Genomic DNA, 2,686 nt, shown 5'->3' on the forward strand with positions numbered 1-2,686 from the left:
GATCGGCGCGCACCGCCGCCAGCCGCGCGGCATCGGCGACGGCCCAATGGTCGGCCTCGACCTTGCCCCAGGCGTCGAGCGCCGCCGCCACTGGCTCGACCGACTGCGCCCGGCCAAGCGCGACGAACACCCAGCTGCCTTCCTTGCGCCGCTCCGCGAGGCCGGCATCGCACAGGATCTTGACGTGGCGCGACACGCGCGGCTGACTCTGGCCCAGCACCTGCGCCAGCTCGCCGACCGACAGCTCCATCGAGCGCAGCAGCGCCAGGATGCGCAGCCGCGTCGCATCGGCCAGAGCACGGAAGATATCGAGCGCCATAGTCATTGTAGAACAAGACATAAAGAAATCTTTATATGAGGTCAACGAACATCGCGGCGAACCATCTGCACGCGGCGGCGTTGAGGGGCGCATGGGCGATGCCGTGCGCCCGTTTGCTCTGGAGATGCGCGTGACCAAGTTCGCCCCTGCCGCCCTCGCCCTGATCGCCGCCGCCAGCCTTGCGGGCTGCAGCCAGAAGTCACAGGACTCCGCCGCCGACACCGCCAACAGCGTCGCCACCGATGTCGACGCCACGACCCGCAACGCGGTCGACGACGTCAACGCCGCCAGCGATCGCGCGCTCGGCGCAGCACAGAACAAGATCGACGACGCGTCGCCGACCTTCAATCGTACGGTCGAGGGGATCGGCAACGCCGCCGATCGCGCGCAGGAGAAGACCGGCCGCGCCTTGAAGAATGTCGGCAACGCGATCTGACGCGAGGATGACATTCCTGCGAGCCAAGGCTGTCGTGAAGGCGATGCTGCCGCTGGCCTTGCTCGGCGGCATCTCCGCCTGTTCTTCGACGCCTGACGATCCCGGCACGATCGGGGCCGACGATCAGCGCCAGCTGAATGCGGCCGCGGCCATGCTCGACTCCAACAGCGTCGATGCCAACGCGATCGGCGACCATGAAAGCTCTCCGCATGACTGACCTGCCCCGCCGGCTCGGTGCTTCCGACCTGAAGATCGCGCCGCTGGTGCTTGGCGGCAACGTGTTCGGCTGGACTGCCGAGCGCGACGCCGGCTTCGCCGTGCTCGACGCCTTTGTCGACGGGGCTGGCGAGGGCGGCGCGATGATCGACACCGCCGACGTCTATTCGGCTTGGGTGCCGGGCCATCAGGGTGGCGAGTCGGAGACGATGATCGGCGAATGGCTCAAGGCGAGCGGCAAGCGCGACCGGGTGCTGATCGCCACCAAGGTCGGGATGCTGTCCGGCGACGGCGGCGAGAAGCTGGCACCGACGCGGATCGCCGCGGCGTGCGATGCGTCGCTGCGGCGGCTCGGCACCGACCATATCGACCTGTATTTCGCACATCAGGACGATGAGGCGACGCCGCAGGACGAGACGTTGGCGGCCTACGCCAAGCTGGTCGAGGCGGGCAAGGTGCGCGTGCTGGGCGCGTCCAACTTCCATGCCGGCCGGCTCAAGTCGGCCAACGAGGCGGCGCGAGCGGCTGGACTGCCGCATTACCAAGTGCTGCAGCCCGAATATAACCTCGTCAGCCGCGCCAAGTTCGAGGGCGAGCTGCAGGATTATTGCGTCGAGAACAATATCGGCGTCGTGCCCTATTTCGCGCTCGGGGCCGGCTTCCTGACCGGCAAGTACCGGTCGAAGGAGGATTTCGCCACTGTGCGCGGCGGCCGCATGGGCGACCGGCTCGACGAGCGCGGCAAGGCGGTGCTGGCGGCGATGGACGCGGTCGCGGCGGAAACCGGTGCCAGCCTCGCCCAGATCGCGCTCGCCTGGCTGATCGCGCAGCCCGGCGTCACCGCGCCGATCGCCAGCGCCACGAGCGCGGAGCAGGTGGCCGACCTGCTGCCCGCCATGTCCTTGGCACTTTCCGCCGATCAGCTAGAGAGGCTGTCGAACGCCGGCTCCTGAAGCGGCGACCCGGGGACCTGCGCCGACATGAAGCTGACGATCTTCGGCCTGACCGTCAGCTCGTCCTGGGGCAACGGTCATGCCACGCTGTGGCGCGGACTGATCCGCGCACTCGCTGCGGCGGGCCACCGGGTTACCTTCGTCGAGCGCGACGTTGCCTGGTATGCCGAGCATCGCGATCTCACCGACCTGCCCGGCGGCCGCTTGCTGCTGTACCGCGACTGGGCGGAGGTGCTGGCCGCCAAGCGCGACCTGCTCGACGCCGATGCGGTGATCGTCACCTCCTATTGCCCCGACGCCGTCGCCGCGACCCGGCTGATCGAGCAGGAGGCGCGCGGGGTTCGCGTCTTCTACGATCTCGACACGCCGGTGACGCTGGCGGCGCTCGCGGCGGGGGACCCGGTCGCCTATCTGCCGCCCGAGGGGTTGGGCGGGTTCGATCTGGTGCTGAGCTACACCGGCGGCCCAGCGCTGGAGGCGCTTGCCGATCGGCTGCGCGCGCAACGGGTGGCGGCGCTCTATGGCCATGTCGACCCCGCCGCGCACCGGCCGGTGCCGCCGCAGGAGGTGTTCCGCGGCGACCTGTCCTATCTCGGCACCTGGGCGGCGGACCGGCAGGCGCTGGTCGACGCGCTGTTCCTCGCCCCCGCCGCCGCCGAGCCCGACAAGCGGTTCGTGCTGGGCGGGTCGGGCTATCCAGCCGATTTCGCCTGGCGCGACAATGTCTGGTTCATGGGCCATGTCGCGCCGGGCGACCACCCC

General features: G+C 69.4%; 5 protein-coding genes. 4 read left to right on the forward strand and 1 reads right to left on the reverse strand.

What is annotated here, in order from left to right:
- Positions 1-325, reverse strand: a 325-nt coding sequence (locus HUU96_RS14565; protein ID WP_174293456.1) for an ArsR/SmtB family transcription factor, incomplete at its 3' end; no start/stop codon positions are given.
- A gap of 124 nt (positions 326-449) precedes the next feature.
- Between HUU96_RS14565 and HUU96_RS14570 the strand changes: the two genes are divergently transcribed.
- The 4 genes from HUU96_RS14570 to HUU96_RS14585 form a co-directional block, all read left to right on the forward strand.
- Entirely contained in the window at positions 450-755 is a 306-nt protein-coding gene (locus tag HUU96_RS14570; RefSeq protein ID WP_254605257.1) for a hypothetical protein, read from the forward strand.
- 34 nt (positions 756-789) lie between these two features.
- The gene (locus HUU96_RS14575) at positions 790-972 is read left to right on the forward strand and encodes a hypothetical protein (RefSeq protein ID WP_174293457.1); all 183 of its coding nucleotides are present in this window, start codon (positions 790-792) and stop codon (positions 970-972) included.
- Positions 965-1,924: an aldo/keto reductase gene (locus HUU96_RS14580; protein WP_174293458.1), complete on the forward strand. Its 960-nt coding sequence runs from the start codon at positions 965-967 to the stop codon at positions 1,922-1,924. Before HUU96_RS14575 ends, HUU96_RS14580 begins: the two co-directional genes overlap by 8 nt.
- Positions 1,925-1,951: 27 nt before the next feature.
- The coding region (locus tag HUU96_RS14585) for a CgeB family protein (protein WP_174293459.1) at positions 1,952-2,686 on the forward strand (735 nt) is incomplete at its 3' end.

The sequence above is a fragment of the Sphingomonas bacterium genome (genome assembly GCF_903644135.1).
GTDB lineage: Bacteria > Pseudomonadota > Alphaproteobacteria > Sphingomonadales > Sphingomonadaceae > Sphingomonas.

What these genes read in the sequence shown, in the direction of transcription:
- HUU96_RS14580 (WP_174293458.1), top strand. Translation starts at nt 965, where the DNA reads ATGACTGACCTGCCCCGCCGGCTCGGTGCTTCCGACCTGAAGATCGCG.